The organism is Pseudoalteromonas sp. Z9A4 (assembly GCF_011378845.1).
Classification (GTDB): Bacteria; Pseudomonadota; Gammaproteobacteria; order Enterobacterales; family Alteromonadaceae; genus Pseudoalteromonas; species Pseudoalteromonas arctica.
Map to the genome: position 1 here is coordinate 1 of NZ_WTLA01000014.1, position 18983 is coordinate 18983.

14 protein-coding genes and 1 rRNA gene are annotated in these 18983 nt (G+C 39.9%); 9 read left to right on the top strand and 6 right to left on the bottom strand.

What is annotated here, in order from left to right:
• The first annotated feature begins 144 nt into the window (after positions 1-144).
• Together rrf and glsB are read left to right on the top strand one after the other, a co-directional pair.
• Positions 145-259, top strand: a 5S ribosomal RNA gene (gene rrf, locus GQR54_RS11430).
• Positions 260-1103: 844 nt separating this feature from the next.
• A complete protein-coding gene (gene glsB, locus GQR54_RS11435; protein WP_007584683.1) occupies positions 1104-2027 on the top strand; it encodes a glutaminase B in 924 nt (307 codons plus the stop codon).
• A gap of 37 nt (positions 2028-2064) precedes the next feature.
• Here the strand turns inward: glsB and GQR54_RS11440 are convergent, their stop codons facing one another.
• The gene (locus tag GQR54_RS11440) at positions 2065-3369 is read right to left on the bottom strand and encodes an inosine/guanosine kinase (protein WP_166377729.1); all 1305 of its coding nucleotides are present in this window, start codon (positions 3367-3369) and stop codon (positions 2065-2067) included.
• 178 nt (positions 3370-3547) lie between these two features.
• Here GQR54_RS11440 and tadA point away from each other — a divergent pair, with 178 nt between their 5' ends.
• Positions 3548-4054, top strand: coding sequence for a tRNA adenosine(34) deaminase TadA (gene tadA, locus GQR54_RS11445; RefSeq protein WP_166377730.1), 507 nt, complete (start codon positions 3548-3550; stop codon positions 4052-4054).
• Here the strand turns inward: tadA and GQR54_RS11450 are convergent.
• Both GQR54_RS11450 and mltF read right to left on the bottom strand, forming a co-directional pair.
• Positions 4051-4218: a hypothetical protein gene (locus tag GQR54_RS11450; protein ID WP_166114740.1), complete on the bottom strand. Its 168-nt coding sequence runs from the start codon at positions 4216-4218 to the stop codon at positions 4051-4053. The two genes, tadA and GQR54_RS11450, sit on opposite strands and share 4 nt — an antisense overlap.
• A gap of 166 nt (positions 4219-4384) precedes the next feature.
• Positions 4385-5935 (bottom strand): membrane-bound lytic murein transglycosylase MltF, encoded by a 1551-nt coding sequence (gene mltF, locus GQR54_RS11455; protein WP_166377731.1) that lies wholly within the window; start codon positions 5933-5935, stop codon positions 4385-4387.
• A 211-nt stretch (positions 5936-6146) separates the two neighbouring features.
• On the opposite strand from mltF, the gene purL reads away from it, so the two are divergent.
• The 4 genes from purL (at position 6147) to GQR54_RS11475 (ending at position 13196) form a co-directional block, all read left to right on the top strand.
• A complete protein-coding gene (gene purL / locus GQR54_RS11460; protein ID WP_166377732.1) occupies positions 6147-10037 on the top strand; it encodes a phosphoribosylformylglycinamidine synthase in 3891 nt (1296 codons plus the stop codon).
• A 149-nt stretch (positions 10038-10186) separates the two neighbouring features.
• Complete coding sequence (locus GQR54_RS11465) at positions 10187-12655, top strand: YdbH domain-containing protein (protein ID WP_166377733.1); 2469 nt, start codon at positions 10187-10189, stop codon at positions 12653-12655.
• Positions 12656-12657: 2 nt separating this feature from the next.
• Positions 12658-12855 carry a YnbE family lipoprotein gene (locus tag GQR54_RS11470; protein WP_007584699.1) on the top strand — a complete coding sequence of 66 codons (198 nt, stop codon included), beginning with the start codon at positions 12658-12660 and terminating at the stop codon, positions 12853-12855.
• Between the two features lie 11 nt (positions 12856-12866).
• Positions 12867-13196, top strand: a complete 330-nt coding sequence (locus GQR54_RS11475) for a YdbL family protein (RefSeq protein ID WP_007584701.1) — start codon at positions 12867-12869, stop codon at positions 13194-13196.
• 83 nt (positions 13197-13279) lie between these two features.
• On the opposite strand, the gene GQR54_RS11480 is transcribed toward GQR54_RS11475, so the two are convergent.
• On the bottom strand, positions 13280-13828 hold the full coding sequence (locus GQR54_RS11480; protein WP_166377734.1) for a DUF1415 domain-containing protein: 549 nt from the start codon (positions 13826-13828) through the stop codon (positions 13280-13282).
• Positions 13825-15123, bottom strand: coding sequence for a lipid IV(A) 3-deoxy-D-manno-octulosonic acid transferase (gene waaA, locus GQR54_RS11485; RefSeq protein WP_166377735.1), 1299 nt, complete (start codon positions 15121-15123; stop codon positions 13825-13827). The genes GQR54_RS11480 and waaA overlap by 4 nt, the downstream gene beginning before the upstream one ends.
• A gap of 182 nt (positions 15124-15305) precedes the next feature.
• Here waaA and GQR54_RS11490 point away from each other — a divergent pair, with 182 nt between their 5' ends.
• Together GQR54_RS11490 and hldE are read left to right on the top strand one after the other, a co-directional pair.
• The gene (locus GQR54_RS11490) at positions 15306-15896 is read left to right on the top strand and encodes an SIS domain-containing protein (protein WP_002961065.1); all 591 of its coding nucleotides are present in this window, start codon (positions 15306-15308) and stop codon (positions 15894-15896) included.
• Complete coding sequence (hldE, locus tag GQR54_RS11495) at positions 15896-17335, top strand: bifunctional D-glycero-beta-D-manno-heptose-7-phosphate kinase/D-glycero-beta-D-manno-heptose 1-phosphate adenylyltransferase HldE (protein ID WP_007584706.1); 1440 nt, start codon at positions 15896-15898, stop codon at positions 17333-17335. The genes GQR54_RS11490 and hldE overlap by 1 nt, the downstream gene beginning before the upstream one ends.
• Before the next feature lie 83 nt (positions 17336-17418).
• On the opposite strand, the gene GQR54_RS11500 is transcribed toward hldE, so the two are convergent.
• Positions 17419-18966, bottom strand: a complete 1548-nt coding sequence (locus GQR54_RS11500; protein ID WP_166377736.1) for a capsule assembly Wzi family protein — start codon at positions 18964-18966, stop codon at positions 17419-17421.
• Positions 18967-18983: the final 17 nt, after the last annotated feature.

Consider the following 18983-nt stretch of genomic DNA (forward strand, 5'->3'; position numbering starts at 1 on the left):
CCATGCCGAACTCAGTAGTGAAACGAAACAGCGCCGATGATAGTGTAGCATTTGCTATGTGAAAGTAGGACATTACCAGGCTTCAAATTCAGTCGAAGGACTTTAATCTTAATAATTAAAAATAAGAAAATTGAAAAGAATTTTCTTGGTGACAATAGCGTTTTGGACCCACCTGACTCCATGCCGAACTCAGTAGTGAAACGAAACAGCGCCGATGATAGTGTAGCATTTGCTATGTGAAAGTAGGACATTACCAGGATTTAATTAAGAGAAACCCGTTACAGCAATGTGACGGGTTTTTTGCTATTTTAAATTAGTAAAACATTGCGCACTTAGAGAAGACACGGTTAATAATAGTGTAGCATTTGCTATGTGACTCTCTACCGCTGTGGGCAATACGACATTACCAGGATTTAATTAAGAGAAACCCGTTACAGCAATGTAACGGGTTTTTTACTTTTTGAAATTAGTAAAACTCTGCACGCTAAGAGACGACACGATTAATAATAGTGTAGCATTTGCTATGTGACTCTCTACTGCTGTGGGCACTACGACATTGCCAGGATTTAATTAAGAGAAACCCGTTACAGCAATGTAACGGGTTTTTTGCTTTTTGAAATTAGTAAAACTCGGTATACTAAGAGACGATACGATTAATAATAGTGTAGTATTTGCTATGTGACTCTCTACCGCTGTGGGCACTACGACATCCTACTGCATAGCGCACCGACTTCACATTATAGAGCGCCCGGTTCTAACGATCCGGGCTTTTTTACGTCTGCAGAAAAGTGAAAACGTGCAATTAACACACACTCACAGCAACACCCATCATGTAGGTCGGGCGAGCGTAGCGACTCCCGACGCTAAAATCATAAAAATCTCCGCTCGACAATGAGTGCATAGCATTTGCACTGTGACTCTCCACTCAGTGGGCACCATGACATTACCAGGATTTAATTAAGAGAAACCAGACACAGTAATGTGACGTTTTTTTCTATTTAAATTTAGTAAAATCTTACCGTTAAATTCGACAACAAAACTAGGTGCACTTAATAGCGCGTGTTAAAATCCAATTTTTATGAATGACGATATAGAGGTCTAGATTGCCTACAGCTGATTACCAAAAGGTGCTTGATGAAATAGCACATGAAGTACGTCCTTTATTATCACAAGGGAAAGTAGCTGATTATATACCGGCGCTTGCCGAGGTTGATCCTGAACAATTTTCTATCGCTATTTATACAACTGATGGTGAAACTGTATGTGCGGGGGATTGTTCTCAACGCTTCACTATTCAATCCGTTTCTAAAGTTATGACACTTACTATGGCACTACAGCGTTATGGTGATGAACTTTGGCATAGAGTCGGAAAGGAACCCTCAGGTACAGCCTTTAACTCGCTTACACAGCTTGAGTTTGAAAAGGGAATACCTCGTAACCCATTCATCAATGCAGGCGCAATTGTAACGTGTGATGCATTATACAGCCGCTTATCTGCGCCAATGCATTCTATGCTCGAAACCTTCAGATTATTAGCTGGTAATAGAGGCATAGTAATTGATAAAAAAGTCGCTAACTCAGAGTATGAGTTCAGGCACCGAAATGCTGCGATGGCGCATTTAATGAAGTCGTTTGGTAATTTTGAAAACGAAGTAGATGATGTTTTGTGGGCTTACTTTAACTTTTGTTCTATTGAGCTTAACTGTATTGAATTAGCAAAAGCTTATAATTTTTTAGCTAATAAAGGTGTTGATAATCGATCGGGGAATCGTGTTTTAAGTAGTCGTCAGAATAAACAGCTTAATTCGCTTTTATTCACGAGTGGTTTATATGATGCTGCGGGTGATTTTGGTTACAGAGTGGGCATGCCAGGTAAGTCGGGAGTGTCAGGAACTATTTTAGCTGTGTTACCAAATAAGTTTACTGTAGCTGTTTATTCTCCGGGGCTTAATTCGTTTGGTAATTCGGTTGCAGGAATTGCAGCGTTGGAACTGCTATCTAAAAAGCTCGATATTTCTATTTTTTAGGAAATCGATAGGGAGCAATAATTGCTCCCACCGTTATTTATTGTTCCCAATAAACTTGTTCTAAACAATCTTCACGTTCAGGTAAACCACGAGATAAACGCGGAGAGTGCTGAACTAATACTTCATAGCTAGCTCGGTTAGCATATTTACTAATTTGCGATAGTGACGAGTAAGTAATAGCTTGTTGCTGATGTTTAGCTGAGTTTGCTACATTAAGCTTATGATAAACATTCGCTGACAAATCATGTAGTACAGCGGCTAATGCGCAATCGCCTGCACCATTGGTGTTTTTGATTGAATCAGGTCCACCCATAAATGGGGCAGTATGACTATATGCTCTGATAGGTTCATTACATTCATCTTTGCGCATAGCACGTGAGAATTCGTAACGGTTAAAATCAGGTATAGCGCCTGGTAGTAACGGGTATTCGGTTTCACGCTTTAAGCTTTCGTCTACGTAGCCGGCCATAAATAAGCCTTTTTCGCCAGCGGTACAAATTACCAAGTCTACCCAATCAAGTGCTTTATCGGCAGCTAAAAGGGGATCTTCAAAACCTGTAATAGCTAAACCTTCTTCTTCGTTCATAGCAAGAATATCAACATGCTTTTCAACAAAGTTTGCCCACCAGGTAGGGTCTTGTTCAATTAAGAACTTAGTACCGAGTGTAAGCACAACTGGCACACCTGCATCATTAGCGTATTTAACCGCTTGCATAGTGGCTTCAGTCATCGTTTCGCTACCTTGAGTGCGCATAAGGTAGGCACTGATCACTAATGCTGATGAATTTACAATAAGGTCTTTATCGATAGATTCAGGTCGTAAGTAATTCATTAATCCAGCGCTTATTGCAAAAGTACGCTCACCGGTTTCATCAATTAATGTAAAACAACGACCTATAGGTCCATCAACTGGTTGAAGGTAGTTTAAGTCTACACGGCTTGAGGTATTACATAAAAAGCGGTAAGCGTAGCTACCAATTTTTATATTTTCGCTCATTACGCCTAATAAAACTGAGCGATCATCTGCAAGTACAGAGTAGTTGTGCATAGTGTTACCAATGGTTCCACCGGCAAACTCAAAATCAACCATATCGTTTAATTTTAAACGATCGTATAAGGCGTTTGTTATATCGCTATCAATAACTTGCGACATGCCTCTACGTAGTTGAAATTCGTCAAGGAAAGCTTGATCAACTTTTGCCTCTATATCAACAACGATCTGATCGATACCCGTAATATAACTACGTTGTAATCGCTCTGTTGCGTTAAGTTGATTGGTAAGTGGATCTTTGGCTTCCACTGGAAAATAATGTTTATGCCTGCGGCGTCCAGGAAATTTCATTTGCTACCCGTGTTGTGAGCTAAATAAAAAAAGCGTGAGATTATAGCGTAAATCAGCACGAGTGAGCCATTACAAACGGGTAAATATTGTTTTATTTTTGGAATAAAGTAATGAATGGCGCACTTTAGAGTGCTAACTAGGTATAATTACAGCATAAAAGGTTATTTAAGTAGAAATAATGAACGAACCATTTGATGATTCCTACTGGATGGAACAAGCGCTTTTGTATGCAAAGCAAGCAGAGCTGCTTGATGAAATTCCGGTTGGAGCAATTGTAGTCAAAGATAACCAGCTAGTTTCAGTCGGGTATAACCGCTCAATAACGGATAATGACCCATCTGCCCATGCCGAAATGATTGCTGTGCGAGAAGCTGGAAAAGTCCTTAACAATTACCGCTTAATTGATTGCACCCTATACGTAACATTAGAGCCTTGTTCTATGTGTGCGGGATTGTTAGTGCATAGCAGAATAAAGCGTTTAGTGTTTGGAGCAGTCGATGCAAAAACAGGATCTGCGGGTTCAATAATGAACCTACTACAAGAGCCTAGATTAAATCATCAAGTTGAGGTGTGTGGTGGTGTTTTAGCACAAAAGTGCGGTGATACTATTTCAAATTTTTTTAAACGTAGAAGAGCGCAAATCAAAGCAGCTAAAAAAGCTGCTCGGGATGCTACCAGTCTCTAATTAACGATTGGCTGGATTTCTGAACCTTCCATTTGCTGCATAGCAAACATGCGACGGCGCCAGATTATTTTTTTGTGTAGCTTGCGCAACATAACACGACGACGTGTTGCAGTTGAGTAAATTACATTACGTTTTAATTTTTGTGTGCGTCTACGTTTTAGCATGTGTTCTCCTAATGCGTAAGATTGAGCAAGACACAGGCATATCCCTATAAAATAAAGATATACAATCAATACACATTAGTGATCATTTGATGACAAGTAAACAGATATTTAATTTACTTATTTTTTGCTCTTATCAAGTACACAAACAAGATTACATCTATTTATATTAGCGATTATCAGTTTTTAGTTCTTTTGATTGTTCTGCTGCTTTTTTATCTACTACTTCTTCTAGTTTTTCAGGTGAATCTTTAACAGATTCAGGTTCAGTAGTAGATTCAGTTTCGTTGCTTTTCTCGTTAATTGGCTCTAAAACAGGGTCTATAACAGGTTCGATAACATTAACCGGATCTGCTTTTGGTTCTGGAACAATGGCATCATTTTCATCGAGCCAAACGAGTGCATCATAATACCTTCTAATATTATCAACATACTTTACAGCTACATCGCCACGGGAATAACCGTAGCGAGTTTTACGGTAATAGCGCTTTTTAATTAGTAGCGGCAAGCGTTTTTTTACATCAGCCCACTTATCGGGGCTTGCGCCTTGCTGTTCGGTAATTATACGTGCGTCGTTAACGTGCCCCCAACCTACATTGTATCCGGCCAAAGCAAGCCATGTGCGGTCGGGTTGCGGGATACGGTCAGGAATACGTTTAATAAGCTTGCTTAAGTATTTAGCGCCACCACGAATGTTTTGCTCTGGTTCTAACCGGTTAGTAACACCTACTTGTTTGGCTGTACTGCGAGTTAGCATCATGATGCCGCGCACACCTGTTGGTGATTTAGCGCGAGGATTCCACATAGATTCTTGATAGCTTAGTGCCGCTAATAATCGCCAGTCAAGGCTACCTGCATACTGTTCAAACCATGGCTGGTATGTTGGTAAGGTTTCTTTAATTGCTTCTATATAGGCTAGGGTATTTACATAGTTAAATTGGCGCACGTGACCAAAGTATTTTTCTTCAAGTACATAGAGCTGGTTACTTTGCTTAACGTCACCAAAAAATGGCACCAACAACGCATATAAAGAGTCGTCTTTAGATTTATTAAGTATCCATGCAATCGGGTCGTTATGGCTAACTGAAAAACCAATGCTTAAATTTGGGTGATAACGGCGAAACAGCGATAGCGTATGCGTATCAGCGAGTGTGTAATCTATCTCGCCATCAATAACTGCTTGAAGTAGTTCTTCTTCATCAAACTCTTCGCTTTCTATCCAAGTGAGATCTGGATTGTTCTTCTTCATTTTTTGTAGAGTAAGCGAGTGGCTACTTTTAGCTATAACAGTAAAGTTGCCATCTAAATCGTCAAACTCTCGAGGACGAACGCGCCCTTGTTTATAAACTAACTTTTGGCTGATTGTTCTGTAAGTTGGCCCATAGCGATATTGCTCTGCACGGGTTTTATTATAGGTAAGTCCTGATGCTATTAAGTCTAAATCACCGCTTTCAAGGCGTTCAAACATGTCGGATAAGTTAAAAAATGGCACTATTTCAAGCTCTACACCTAAATATTCAGCGAAGGCTTGTGACAACTCATATTCAAAGCCTTGTTCACCTTGAACGGCTTGATAATAGTTACTAGCACTTGCAAGGGTACCCACACGTATTTTATTGTGTTCTTTTATTTGGGCGAGTTGAGTTGGCTGCTCTTGCATATCGCATGCACATAACAGCATAACTAAAGTAATGATTATTATTAGTTTTTCTTTGAACATTGAGTGCCCCTTAAGCTCGCCAGTCACCGTTATAGCAAAACTAAGCCATCGCGTCACTTTACCTTTTATTTTATTAACCAAAAGAGGCTATAAATAAAGCTAAAAAGTTAATTTTATGAAAAGCGTAATTTTGAGTTAAATCTGAATGCTAATTGGACTATAATGCGTGCCTAAAATATCGTTCAATCCCTAACCCCGGATGAAATTACCTATGTTGATCCTTCGTGGTGCACCAGCACTGTCAGAGTTCAGAGTTAATAAAATTTTAGCGCGTTGCCAACAATCGCAACTTCCAGTCACTAACGTATACGCCGAGTATGCTCACTTTGCCGACTTAACATCGCCGTTGAGTAGCTCCGAGCAAACCAAGCTTGAAAAACTATTAACTTACGGTCCAACTATTGCTGAGCATACCCCTGCTGGCAAACTTGTACTTGTTACACCTCGCCCAGGTACCATTTCACCTTGGGCATCTAAAGCAACCGATATTGCCCATAACTGTGGTTTAAAACAGGTTCACCGTGTTGAACGCGGTATTGCTTATTATGTTGAAGGTGACTTAAACGCAGAACAACTTGCACAAGTCATTGCGTTATTGCACGACCGTATGACCGAAGCCACGCATAGTGAGCTTGAAGATGCTGCACAACTGTTTCGCAGTGATGCACCGCGCCAAATGTCGTCTGTTGATATTTTAGGCGGCGGACGCAAAGCATTAGCAATAGCCAATGTTGAGCAAGGTTTTGCCCTTGCTGATGACGAAATAGATTACTTGGTAGAAAACTTTATAAAGTTAGGGCGTAATCCTAACGACATCGAATTGTTTATGTTTGCACAAGCAAACTCAGAGCATTGTCGCCATAAAATATTTAATGCTGACTGGACAATCGATGGAAAAGAGCAGCCAAAATCGCTATTTAAAATGATTAAAAATACCTTTGAGCTAAATCCTGAAAATGTATTGTCGGCGTATAAAGATAACGCGGCAGTAATGAAAGGCTCAAAAGCGGGTCGCTTCTTCCCAAATGCGCAAGGTGAATATGCGTATCATCAAGAAGACATTGAAATACTAATGAAAGTTGAAACGCATAACCACCCAACAGCTATTGCCCCATTCTCTGGTGCGGCTACAGGCTCTGGTGGTGAAATTCGCGATGAAGGCGCAACTGGTCGTGGCTCTAAGCCAAAAGCAGGTTTAGTTGGCTTTACTGTATCAAACTTACGTATTCCAGGTTACGAGCAACCATGGGAAAGCGATTTTGGTAAGCCGAGTCGTATTGTTAACGCGCTTGATATAATGACAGAAGGTCCGCTAGGTGGCGCTGCATTTAATAATGAGTTTGGTCGTCCTAACTTATTAGGCTACTTCCGTACTTACGAAGAAAAAGTAACAAGCCATAATGGCGAAGAAGTACGTGGTTATCATAAACCCATTATGCTTGCCGGTGGTTTAGGTAATATTCGCTCTGATCATGTTCAAAAAGGTGATATTCCTGTTGGCGCAAAATTAATTGCGCTAGGTGGACCTGCAATGAACATTGGTTTAGGCGGTGGTGCTGCATCAAGCATGGCCTCAGGTCAATCAAACGAAGATTTAGATTTTGCTTCAGTACAACGCGAAAACCCAGAAATGGAACGTCGTTGCCAAGAAGTTATCGATAAATGTTGGCAGCTAGGTGACGAAAACCCAATTGCATTCATCCACGATGTAGGTGCTGGCGGTTTATCAAATGCGTTTCCTGAGCTTGTTAACGATGGCGGACGTGGTGGTAAGTTCCAATTACGTAGCATTCCTAACGATGAGCCAGGCATGGCACCACACGAAATTTGGTGTAATGAATCACAAGAACGCTATGTACTTGCTGTTGGCGTAGAGGATTTTGACCGCTTTGAAGCAATTTGTAAGCGTGAACGTGCCCAGTACGCTGTTATTGGTGAAGCAACCGCTGAACCTCACTTAACAGTGTCAGACAGCCATTTTGAAAATAATCCTGTTGATTTACCGCTGGACGTATTATTAGGTAAAGCACCTAAAATGCACCGCGATGTAACGTCAAAGCACGTTGTTGGTAAAGCGCTTGATACTACATTAATAAATGCAGCTGATGCAGCGCAGCGCTTAATGCGTTTACCAGCCATTGCAGAAAAAACATTCCTAATAACAATCGGCGATCGCTCAGTTACGGGTTTAGTAGCGCGCGACCAAATGGTCGGTCCTTGGCAAGTACCTGTTGCTAACTGTGCAGTAACTGCGGCAACGTATGATACTTACCACGGTGAAGCTATGTCACTCGGTGAGCGTACTCCTGCAGCATTACTTAATTACGGTGCATCTGCTCGTTTAGCTGTAGCTGAGTCGTTAACTAATATTGCCTGTGCAAACATCGGTAGCCTTGAAAACATTAAGTTATCGGCAAACTGGATGGCAGCAGCGGGTCACCCAGGTGAAGATGCTGGTTTATATGAAGCAGTTAAAGCTGTAGGGGAAGAGCTTTGTCCTGCGCTTGGTTTAACGATTCCAGTGGGTAAAGATTCTATGTCAATGAAAACGACATGGAAAGATGAAGGTGACTCACAAGAGAAGTCAGTAACATCGCCGCTTTCACTGGTTATAACTGCGTTTGGTCGTGTTGACGACGTACGTAAAACAGTAACGCCACAACTGCGCACAGATAAAGGCGACACATCGCTTATATTAGTTGATTTAGGTGCGGGTAAAAACCGCATGGGCGCATCAAGCCTTGCACAAGTTTATAAGCAATTAGGTGATGTAACACCTGATGTTGATAGCCCAGAGTTATTAAAAGGCTTTTATAACGCAATGCAAGCGCTTGTGGCCGATAGTAAGTTACTTGCTTATCATGACCGCTCAGACGGTGGTTTATTTACCACGGTTGCTGAAATGGCGTTTACGGGTCATACCGGTGTAACGGTTGATTTAGCAGCTTTAACAGGTTCAGACATTGAAGCACTTTATAACGAAGAGCTAGGTGCCGTAATCCAAGTAGCAAATGCTGATTTAGATGCGGTAAATGCAGTGTTTGAACAATATGGTATAGCAGCAATTAGTCACAACATTGGCACGCTTAATGGCGATGATACGATTATATTTAACCGTGGCGAAAATACGGTACTTAATCATACGCGTACTGAGCTTCGCACTATTTGGGCTGAAACAACGTATCAAATGCAGGCACGCCGTGATAACCCTGAGTGTGCTAAGCAAGAGTTTGATGCAAAGTTTGATGCAAAAGATCCAGGCTTAAACGTAAAGCTAAACTTTGATTTAAACGAAGATATAGCTGCACCATACATTGCAACTGGTGCTAAACCGCAAATGGCTATTTTACGTGAGCAAGGTGTTAACTCTCATTTAGAAATGGCTGCTGCGTTTAATCGTGCTGGTTTTGCTGCCATTGATGTACACATGAGCGACATTTTAGAAGGTCGTTTAACGCTAGAGCAATTTAAAGGTTTAGTGGCATGTGGTGGTTTCTCATACGGTGACGTACTTGGTGCGGGTGAAGGTTGGGCTAAGTCTATTTTGTTTAACGACATGGCACGCGATCAGTTCCAGAACTTCTTCCACCGTGAAGATACCTTTAGCTTAGGTGTATGTAACGGTTGCCAAATGTTATCAACATTAAAAGAGTTGATCCCTGGCACTGAACATTGGCCGCGCTTTGTAACTAATAAATCAGAGCGTTTTGAAGCACGCTTTAGTTTAGTAGAAATACAAGAAAATCCGTCTGTGTTCTTTAACGGAATGGCTGGCTCGCGTATGCCTATAGCGGTTTCTCATGGTGAAGGTCATGCTGAGTTTGCAAACGATGCAGCCACTAAAGCGGCGCTTAATAGCGGCACTGTAGCGGTTAAGTTTGTAGATAACTACGGTAACCCTACAACGCAGTACCCAGCTAACCCTAATGGTTCTCCAGAAGGTATTACAGGTATTACGTCAACTGATGGTCGCGCCACTGTAATGATGCCGCATCCAGAACGCGTATTCAGAAGCGTTGCCAACTCTTGGCATCCTGATGAGTGGATCGAGGATAGCCCGTGGATGCGTATGTTCCGTAACGCACGTAAAAACGTAGGTTAATTACATTTGCGTTTATACAAGTTAGATTCATAATCTTACTGTAAAATAAAAAAGGCTGCATTGTGCAGCCTTTTTTGATTAGTATAGTTTTAGCTAAAAGCTAAAAGCTAAAAGCTAAAAGCTAAAAGCACAAAGCATTTAAGGATAGTATGTTTAAGCGAGTTGGTTTAATTGTAGGGGCTGTATTGCTAAGTACCTTGCTACTTGGTTATGTATTTCGTTTACCTTTATTACAGTGGGCTATAGCGCCTGAGCTTAAAAAAGCAGGCATTACGTTAAGTTGTCTCGATTTTTCAATTACGCCTGAACTAAATATTCATGCTGATAAAGTGTGTGTAAATTACCAAAATCAACAATTACAACTCACTGGTATTACTGCAAATACAAAGCGTGTAGATATTAAAAATGCAGTGTTAACGGTTAATACACTCCCTAAAAGTGATAATGCTAATCAACTTGTTAAAAATCTCGATTTAGCGCTTCCCTTAAATCGCCCATTAATCAGCATTAAACAGCTTGTAGTAAAAAGTGACGAGCTCAATAAGCCACTTAAAATAAGTATATTAGAACCCGAGCTAAATCAATTTAATGTTACGGGTGATATAAACGCGAGTGCAATTTTGACTGCTAATAAAGTAAGTGGTCAGTTTTTAATTAATAACACTTTTTTAAAGCAAGTTATAAACACTAAAAATACATTAATTGCAGATGCTAATTTTAATTCTCAGCAAGCGTTTAGCTTTGACGGTATAGAGCTTGAGTTAAATGGCGATATTAGCTCCCAGTTTGCTCACACGTATGAGTTTTCTCATACAAATCAGCAGTGCCAGATTAACGTATTAACCACTGGTAAATTGGCGACGCGTTTTAATTTAAATAGCCAAGCATTAATGTTTAATACCGATTTGCTTAATAACAAAATTAATCTAACACCAAGTTGTGCTGGGTTAATTCCACCAAGTGAATACGCATACTTTGTTAGCAAACAAGTTCCTTTAAATTGGCAACTTAAACTCCCTCAATCAATTCGCTTAGAGGGTAGTGAGCTCAGTGTACCTGTAATTAATTTGGTGAGTGAAGGCGATAAGCAATTTGATATTTTAATAAGCGATACAGCACTAAATATTACATCTCCACTTGAGTACTTACAGACAAATTTATCAGCTCAAATAAATACACCCGATATAAATAATATTAACGTTAATGCTCAGTTATCTGGCGCTGCGATTAAAGGCGATTACGCCGTTATACTTGAAAGTTTGCCTGAGTTTGTTCCTGCAACAGCGAATGGGCTTAGCCTTAGTGGTCACTTTAATATAAGTGAGTTTATAGACTTAAAACCAATTGGGCTTATAAATGCTAAATTAACACTTAATAGTGTAGATGCGTTTGATATAAGTGCAGTGCAATACCAAGGTGATTTAACAGCAAAAATGGATAAACAGTTAAACGCAGAGGTAGCGTTAACGCAGCAATTAAAAAGCGCAGAATATAAAGAGTTTACAGTCTCGGGTATAAGTAACACATTAACAGCAAATGCTAATTTAGGCGTAGGTGAGTTATTTGCTGATCTAACAGCAAAAACAAATATAAAGACTGTTAATAGCCCTGACATAAAATTTAATAATATAAAAGTAGAGTCTACAGGCTTGCAAAGTCGTGCACTAAAAGCCACGCATCACGCGTTTATAAACGATGTTGAGTTAGTTATAAATCATCATATGTCATCGCAAGATCATCCGTTTGAAGTCATTATTCCTGAACAAAGTGCGCTGCCATTAAATGCGTTTATTAGGCAATTTGAGCCACTTTCACAGCTAACTAAGGGCGAATTTAATGGCTATATTAGTGGCGATGTAAACTTACTAAGTGCATCGTTCAATATGGGGATTAGTCATATAAGTGCACTGTATAACGATTACCTTGCGAGTGATTTGAATAGCGTGTTTAGTGGAGAATATAATTCAGGTAAGCTTAATGTAAAACCAACTACCTTTAATTTAAATGAGTTTAGAGCGGGTGCCGTAGTTAAAGCGATTGAAGGTCAATGGCAAGTTAATAACAATACCGCGCTTATAAATGATGTAAAAGGAAGTGTGTTTGGTGGCGAATTTTCGTTAGATACCTACACAATAGGGAAGCCAAACCAAGTTGCCAATGTTAAGTTTGAAAACATTGATGCAAGTAAACTCGTTACACTCGACGATAAGTCGGGCATTGTATTAACGGGGCGCTTGGCGGGGTCTTTACCTGTCCATTTTGATAGTGGAAAAATTGAAATAATTGACGGTAGTTTATTTAGCCAAGGAACAGGTAATTTAAAAATCACCAATAATGCCGCGTTTGATTCAGTGATGCAGCAACAGCAAGAGTTGCAACCTGTATTAGGGCTATTAACTAATTTAGATATTCAAAAACTTAATAGCAGTGTGGCATTAAAAAACGATGGCTGGTTAAAGCTTGGGGTTAATTTACAAGGCTATAATAAACAAGAGCAGCAGCAAGTTAACTTTAATTATAACCACGAAGAAAACGTATTTACACTTTTACGCGCACTGCGTTTAAGTGACGAAATTACACAGAAAGTTGAGCAACAATACTCACAAAAAGGAAACTAATAATGAGACAGTCGTTATTGATAAAAGTACTGCTCGCGCTAGGTGCTATTAGTGCACTAAGTGCCTGTACGCACCGAGTTGAGGTGTCTGCTAAAGAGCCTATTACTATTAATTTAAATGTGAAGGTCGATCACGAAATTCGCGTAAAAGTAGATAAAGAACTCGACAGTTTGTTTAGTGACGACAGTGAGTTATTTTAAGGAGCTAAAACATGAATACGAAGAAAAAATTAAATATTATTACGTTAGTTAGTGCAGTATGTATGTCGTTCTCTGCGTGGGCTATTAGCCTTGATGATGCTAAAAACCAAGGTTTTGTAGGTGAAGATAGCTCTGGTTATTTAGGGCTTGTTGTACAAAACGCAGAAGCAAAAGCAGTTGTTGATGACATAAATGCAAAGCGTAAAGCGCAGTACTTAAAGCTGGCTAAAAAGAATAACTTGTCACTTTCACAAGTAGAAGCGCTTGCTGCCGCTAAAACAATTGAAAAAACCCAAAGTGGTCATTACGTCGAAGTAAATGGTAACTGGGTTAAAAAATAAGCGTTAGTTATTGCCTTGTTTTGTAAAAAGTTTTGCACAAAGTTTTGTACAAAGTTTTTACAAACCAAAATAAAACCGAGCATTTAAGCGCTCGGTTTTTTACAGCCTTCGAGTAACTGCTGCCAAAAATCAATACCCTTACGCCTTGCTAGGTTTATATTATGCTCTGGAATAGATTCAGGCTCGTTATAACTATCAAGTGCTTCGCTCATACTTGCTTCGCGAATTAAATGCAAAGTAGGAAAGGGCGCTCTATTTGTGTAATTTGCGGCATCAGTTTCATCGCTGTCGGCAAATACGTAATGAGGATGAAAGTTAGCAATTTGATACTTTCCCTCAAACCCCTGCGCGACTAAAAGTGCATTAGCTAAATCGACCAAGTCTAAAAAGTCTTCAAAATCACTAAAGCCGTTGTCAAACATGATAAGGGTTGTTTCGCGCTCTGGTTCGCGGTCAAGCTCAACACATTGCTCAAGCATATCCATTACGGCATCATCCATACTCGCTGCTGGACTTACGATGTAATGAATACAGTTATTTTCTACTTCTTTACGAGCAAACGGGCAAAAGTTATATTTAACGATAACAGATGACACCCATTCGCGGGTTTGGCTTATAGCTATGTTGGTCACGGTTTTGGCTCTAAATATTGGTTAATAATGGTAAGTGTTTTTTGTATTGCACCTTGGTTTTTAGCTACGCATTGCGCAGCTTTAATACCTAGGGTTTGGCATGCTTTTGTGTTTTGGCTAAACGTTATGAGCTGCTTTGCGAGTTCATCGTTGCTATCAACCACTACAGCGCCTTTAAGCTTTATTAGCTCGGGATAAACATGATCAAAATTATATGTGTGTGGACCTGTTATTACGCCTACTGAAAATGCAGCTGATTCCAGTGGGTTATGCCCACCTCTGCGAATTAAGCTGCCGCCAATAAAGCTTACATTTGCAGCGCCATATAAACACTGTAACTCACCAAGCGTATCAGCAAGGAGTACTTGTTCATTGTTGTAGTTATTTTGGCTACGACGGCTAAAACTAAGTGGGCTTTGCGTTAAAAGCTCTGCCACTTTATCAAATTGCTCTGGGTGACGTGGGGCAATTATAAGTAATGCGTTAGGTTGCTTTTTTAGTAACTGTTGGTGAGCTGCCAATACTAATTCATGTTCTACAGGATGTGTTGAGCCTGCTGCCCATACAAAGCGTTCATCGTTATTGTCTTCATTACTGTTATAAAGCTGTTTAAGGTTGAGTACTTTGGCTAATTGCTCGTCACTTGGTGTTATATCAAATTTTATAGAGCCTGTTACATGGCTTTTTGAAGTTTCGAGACCAAGCTCTATAAAACGCTCTGCATCTGCCTTGTTATGACTCGCAAGTACTGTAATTGAGCGCATAATAATATACGTTAATTTAGCGACCTTTTGATAGCCTTGCTGCGACTTTTCAGAGAGTCTTGCATTGATAACAAGTACCGGTATATTTTTTTTGTGACTTATCGCCATTAAATTTGGCCATAGCTCTGTTTCTAAAATACATAATGCTTTTGGCTTTATACGCTTTAAAAATCGGGCTGTCGCAAACGGAAAATCGATTGGTAAGTAGCTACACGCCACAGTATTTTTAAACTGGTTAAGTATTTGCTCTCTGCCTGTTGGAGTATTACAGGTTATAAGTATATTTAAATTTGGATGCGCTTTTTGAAGAGCTTTAATAAGCGGCGTTGCGGCTAGTACCTCACCAACAGAAGCACAATGAAAAACTAAAGGTTTGGTTTTATTTGTAAATATAGACTTACTGACAAACCCAAAGCGCTCTTTAAAGTGTGCACGATAACCTTGGTTTTTTTTACCTCGTAAAATATAGAGATAAAATACAATCAGTGGGCTAATAAAAATTAATGCTAGAGAGTAAAAAATGCGTGCCATACTGATCTTTCTTAAAGGGAAGTGGCGTTAGTTTACCGTGAAATAGCCGTTTTCTAAACATACTCGCAATAAAATATGGTCTGGGTTCAGTTATAACCCGATAAAATGCACACAATTAAATAAAATTATGGAATAATGGATTTAATTTTTCCCTGCTATTTCAGTTCCTAGAGGAATTTTTCATGTCAATTATCGATTCAGTGGCAACTAGCTACGTTGAAACATTAAACCGTCATCAAGCATTATTTGAAACGATGGAAGCTTATCATCAAGAATCTATGCAACTGTTAGAAGCATGCCACAGTGCATTACAAGCTGGTGGCAAGATTGTTTGGTTTGGTAACGGCGGTAGTGCAGCCGATGCGCAGCATTTAGCAGCAGAATTTGTAGTGCGTTACAAATTAGAACGTGGTCCGCTTGCCTCAATGGCATTGACTACAGATACATCAATTTTAACAGCACACAGCAACGATTATCACTTTGATACGGTATTTGAACGCCAAGTTCAAGCGCTATGTAAGCCAGAAGATTTAGTTATTGGTTTAACCACATCAGGTACTAGTAATAATATTAATTTAGCATTAGAAGCTGCAAATAAACTAGGCGCTTTTACAGTGGCATTAACTGGGCGTGATGGCGGTAAAGTAAAAGATATTGCTAAGTTACCTATCATTATAAAAAATGACGAAACAGCACGTATTCAAGAAGCTCACATGTTTATAGGTCACTGGTTATGTGAAGCCATGGATATGGTTGTTGCGGAGCAGCAGTAATGGATTTATCGTTATTAAAAAACTTATCAGCGGCACGAATATTAGTTGTTGGCGACGTAATGCTAGACCGTTATTGGTACGGTGATACAGGCCGAATTTCGCCTGAAGCGCCAGTACCTGTTGTTAAAGTAAGTAAATTTGAAGACAAAGCGGGCGGCGCAGCTAACGTTGCAAAAAATATAGCGCGGTTAGATGCAAAAGTTGGCTTACTGGGCTTAATTGGTGAAGACGAAAGCGGGCAGATTTTAGAGACTATTCTAAAAGGTGAAAAAATAAGTTCACAATTAGTCAGTGTTTGTGATTTACCGACTATTTCAAAAATGCGTGTTATTAGCCGCCACCAACAACTGGTTCGTCTTGATTTAGAAGAAACATTTACCGAGCAACATAGCCAACTTTTATTAAACCGTTTAGAGCTTGTACTTGATGAATACGATTTTATTGTGTTCTCTGATTACAGCAAAGGATCTTTAAGCTTAATTAAAGAGATGGTAAGCCTTGCTAAGGGCGCCGGAAAAACGGTTTTAATCGACCCTAAATCGCCAGATTTACATTTATATGAAGGTGCTGATTACATTACGCCTAATTTACATGAGTTTAAGTTAGCGGGTGGTCAAACCGATTCAGAAGAAGCTTTAGCCGCAAGTGCGCGTGATTTAATTAGCAGAAATGGCATTAAAGCTATGTTGCTTACGCGTTCTGAGCAAGGTATGTCGCTTATTAGTGCAGATGAAAAATTTGATTTTGCAGCGCAAGAGCTTGAAGTAAGCGATGTAACCGGGGCCGGTGATACGGTTATAGCTACATTAGCTGTTATGCTCGGCGCGGGCATGGAACCTAAAGATGCTGTCGAAATTGCTAATTTAGCCGCAGGTATCGTTGTGAGTAAGTTTGGTGCAGCTACAGTTTCGCCAGAAGAGCTAAGCCGCAAGCTTGGTCAGTATTTACATACCACTGGTGAGCATTACCAAACACCATTTGATGATGTCCTTCAACATATTGAGTTTGCAAAACAAAATGGCGAAACAATAGTGTTTACTAATGGCTGCTTTGATATTTTACACGCTGGGCATGTGCGTTATTTAGCACAAGCTAAAGCGCGAGGTGACAGGCTTGTTGTTGGATTAAATAACGATGAATCAATTACGCGTTTAAAAGGGGCAGATCGTCCTATTAACCCGCTAGATGAGCGTGCAATGGTACTTAGCGCACTTTCATCTGTTGATTGGGTTATTCCATTTGGTAGCCTAGATGAAAACGACACTCCCGCTAAATTAATTGAGCAAATAAGCCCTGATATTTTAGTTAAGGGTGGCGACTACACCGTAGAGCAAATAGCGGGTGCTGAGCATGTACTTCGCCACGGCGGAAAAGTTGAAGTGCTTGAATTTTTAGATGGGTGCTCAACATCAAAAGTAATAAGTAAAATCAAACAGTAATTACTGATTTAAGTTACTAAAAATACAAAAAAGGGATGAAAACACGGTTTTCATCCCTTTTTTAATTTTAATAAAGTCGTTTATTAAAAGTTGTATTCGTACTTGGCAAATGCAGAAGTATCGTTTTCAGCACCGTCGTTGTTAGATGCAAAAGCACCTAAAGTAACGCGGCCGCCCATAGAAAGCATTCTGTAACGAAGTTCTAACTGCTTAGAGTTAAACCCTGTTTTAGTAATTGTATTTCCTAAGTCAGGATTGTTAGGATAACGATCGCGATTGTCACTATTATAATCAACACTGCGCAGTTTTACCTGCCAATCATTACCATTCGACAGCTGGCCTAATAAAGTTAAAACAACTGATTGCGCATCGTTATCATAAGTAGAGCCAATAGTACGGCCGTGGTAACGATAACCAGATTTGTAATCTGAGTGCTCATAGTAGCAATTTTCATTTGTAGACTCTGCTGAACATGAAACACCTGTATCTATGTACTCTACATTTATTAATACGCTTTGATCGTATATTCGTTGTGTAGTTTGCACACCATACAAATAGGCTCTGTCAACTGGTTTTATACCGCCACTAGTATCCTCGCCTATGGTGCTGGCATAGACTGCATATGGTTGATTAAATAAAGTATCTGACCAACGTATATCTATACCCGCAAGTTGATTACCTAAGCGAGTTTCACCTTCTTTTTGACATTGCTCAGCATTACCTACACACTCTCCGCCACCCGTAACTAAATCAATAAAATCACCGGCTGAACTAGGCTGACCGTCACCGGCCCATTGTGCAGACCAGCTAAGTGCAATTTCTAACTGTTGAATAGGGCGAAAATTAACACGAGTGCTCCACAATAACGCATCAGGAATAACTCGCGTAGACTCAAGTTTAGCCATTTGTGCTGTAAAGCTCCATTGACCAATCCAACTTAACCACGGTGTTTCAAAAGCGGTACTTTTCTCTCTAGTAACACTCAATGCTGGGAGTGGTTTTGCGTTACCTGACATAATTAAGCTGTTATCAACACCTGGGCCCCAAAACTGCTCAACTGCACCGGCTCTAAAAATCCAATTACCTAAACGATACGCTAAGTAACTATCGTCAAATGAGGTATCATTACAATCAGTTAGTGCTTGTGCATTGGTTTCAATGTCATCTATCGTTTTTCCATCGACTAAACATTTTTTACCGTCTTTTCTATAATTTACAGCCACTTTAGCTGCAAAATTATCACCTAAGTAGGAATAAGCTGCAGAAAGTTCGGTTTCTTGAGTCTCGGTGGCGCCAAAGCTCGTTGCTACAATCGGGTCTGTCGCTGAAAATGCTGATAATTGAAAACTATGCGAACTACTATTTTCTGATTTATATCGATGTTTAACGCGTAATAAAGCATCTTGCAAGCTTGGAGATAATTGCTCCAGCGGCATACTATCAACATCGCTTATAAAACTTTTCCACATAAGAGGGTAGGTTGTCACAGGTGCTAAAATGACGCCTGCATCTGCTAATTGTTGAATATCAGCTCTTAGACCGTAATCATCTGGCTTTACCCAGGGTTCAGCGTTTACTGACGCGCTTACTGCGCAAAAAATAGTCGAAAGTAGAAAGATTCTGTTTCGCAAAGTTCAGATCCTTGTGA